Annotated in this window: 2 protein-coding genes; both read left to right on the forward strand. The window is 62.2% G+C overall.

Going from position 1 to position 2,672, the window contains the following annotated elements; genetic code table 11:
* Positions 1 to 1,204: phosphonoacetate hydrolase (phnA, locus tag GOX88_RS23205; RefSeq protein ID WP_170407806.1), on the forward strand; the 1,204-nt coding region annotated here is incomplete at its 5' end.
* 12 nt (positions 1,205 to 1,216) lie between these two features.
* Positions 1,217 to 2,665 (forward strand): phosphonoacetaldehyde dehydrogenase, encoded by a 1,449-nt coding sequence (gene phnY / locus GOX88_RS23210; protein WP_170407809.1) that lies wholly within the window; start codon positions 1,217 to 1,219, stop codon positions 2,663 to 2,665.
* The last annotated feature ends 7 nt before the right edge of the window (positions 2,666 to 2,672 follow it).

Consider the following 2,672-nt stretch of genomic DNA (forward strand, 5'->3'; position numbering starts at 1 on the left):
TCCTCAGCCGAAGGTTCCGGCCATTGCGATCTGTCTGGACGGGTGCGAGCCGGAATATCTGGAAGTGGCGATTGCCAAGGGGCTGATGCCGACGCTCAAGCGTATTCGGGAAACCGGCACCGATCGTCTGGCGCATTCGGTGATCCCCAGCTTCACCAACCCCAACAATCTCAGCATCGCCACCGGGCGCCCGCCGATCGTGCATGGCATCTGCGGCAATTACCTGATCGACCCGGACAGCGGTGAAGAGGTGATGATGAACGATGTGCGGTTCCTGCGCGCGCCGACCATCTTCTCGCAATTCTACGACGCGGGCTATCGCGTCGCCATGGTCACCGCCAAGGACAAGCTGCGCGCGCTGCTGGGGGCCGGCCTGAAGTTCGACGAAGACCGCGCGGTTGCGTTTTCCTCGGAACGGTCGGGTGAGACCACCAGGGCCGAGCACGGCATCGACAACGCCAGCGACTGGCTGGGCATGCCGGTCCCCGAGGTTTATTCGGCCGACCTGTCCGAATTCGTGTTCGCCGCCGGCGTCAAACTGCTGAAGGAATTCAAGCCGGACATCATGTACCTGTCGACCACCGACTACATCCAGCACAAGTTCGCCCCCGATCAGCAGGGCGCGCTGGATTTCTACGCCATGTTCGACAAGTATCTGGGCGAGTTGGACGAAATGGGCGCCGCCATCGTCGTCACTGCCGACCACGGCATGAAGCCCAAGCACAACGCGGCGGGCGAGCCCAATGTCATCTATGCGCAGGACCTGATGGACGAATGGCTGGGCAAGGACGCCGCCCGTGTCATCCTGCCGATCACCGACCCTTATGTGGTGCACCACGGCGCGCTGGGGTCCTTTGCCACGGCCTATCTGCCGGAAGGCGCGGACAAGGCCGGCATCATGGCCAGGCTGGACGCGATCGAGGACATGATCCTGGTCGTCGACAAGGAAGAGGCGATCCGCCGCTTTGAACTGCCCGCCGACCGGATCGGCGACATCGTCATGATCTCGGGCGAGACCATGACCATCGGCACCTCGGCCGACCGGCACGATCTGGCCGCGCTGAAGGAACCGCTGCGCAGCCACGGTGGCCTGACCGAGCAGGAGGTCCCCTTCATCGTCAACCGCGTCATCGATCTGGGCAACGCGCCCGAACTGCGCAACTTTGACGCTTTCTTCTACGCCACCACAGCGGCGGCTCAGTAAATGGACGGGATCATGAACACATCCGACATCCGCAACGAGGGGATGCGCATCGGTGGAGAGGTTGTCTTCACCGAGGCCACCGTCCCTGTGCGTTACCCCTACACCAACGAAGTGGTCGGCCATGTGCCTGCGGGCACCGCCGAACACGCCCGCAAGGCGTTCGAGATCGCCGCGAACTACACGCCCAGGCTGACCCGGTACGAGCGCAGCCAGATCCTGCAACGTGCCGGCGAACTGATCGGCGAAAAGCGCGACTATCTGGCCAAGTGGCTGACGCTGGAACTGGGCATCTGCCACCAGCACGCGATCTACGAGACCAAGCGCGCGCAGGACGTCTATCAGTTCGCCGCCGCCGAGGCGCTGAAGGACGATGGCGAGATCTTCTCGTGCGACCTGACCCACAACGGCAAGGAACGCAAGATCTTCACCAAACGCGAACCGGTCAAGGCCATCAGCGCGATCACCCCGTTCAACCACCCGCTGAACATGGTCAGCCACAAGATCGCCCCCGCGATTGCGACCAACAACTGCATGGTGTGCAAGCCGACCGAGCTGACACCGCTGACCGCTCTGACGCTGGCGGATATCCTCTATGAGGCCGGTCTGCCGCCCGAGATGTTCCAGGTGGTCACCGGCTGGCCGCAGGACATCGGCGAAGAGATGATCGTCAACGATAACATCGACATCATCACCTTCACCGGCGGTGTTCCGGTGGGCAAGATGATCGCCTCGAAAGCGGGTTACAAACGTCAGGCGCTGGAACTGGGCGGCAATGATCCCCTGATCGTTCTGAACGACCTGAGCAATGCCGATCTCGAGAAAGCCGCGACCATCGCCGTGGCCGGGGCCACCGGCAACTCGGGCCAGCGCTGCACCGCGATCAAACGCATTCTGGTGCAGGAAAGCGTGGCCGACACATTCGTGCCGCTGGTGCTGGAAAAGGCCAAAAAGATCAAGTTCGGCGACCCACAGGACCCCGCGACCGAGCTGGGTTGCGTGATCCATGCCGAGGCCGCCGAACTGTTCGAAAAACGCGTCTACATGGCCGAGGAAGACGGGGCGGAAATCCTCTATCACCCCGGCCGTCAGGGCGCGCTGCTGCCGCCCATCGTGGTCGACAAGGTGCCCCATGACAGCGAACTGGTGATGGAGGAAACCTTCGGCCCCATCATCCCCATCGTCCGCGTGCCGGACAATGACACCGAGGTCATGGCGATCTCCAACAGCACCGAGTTCGGCCTGTCCTCGGGCGTCTGCACCAACGACCTGAACCGCGCGATCGCCTATATCAACGGCCTGGACGTCGGAACCTGCAACATCTGGGAACAACCCGGCTACCGCATCGAAATGTCCCCCTTCGGCGGCATCAAGGACAGCGGAAACGGCGTCAAGGAAGGCGTCATCGAAGCCATGAAGTTCTTCACAAACGTCAAAACATACTCACTACCCTGGCCAGAGTGAGAAACAG

The sequence above is a fragment of the Ruegeria arenilitoris genome, assembly GCF_013030985.1.
GTDB lineage: Bacteria > Pseudomonadota > Alphaproteobacteria > Rhodobacterales > Rhodobacteraceae > Ruegeria > Ruegeria arenilitoris_B.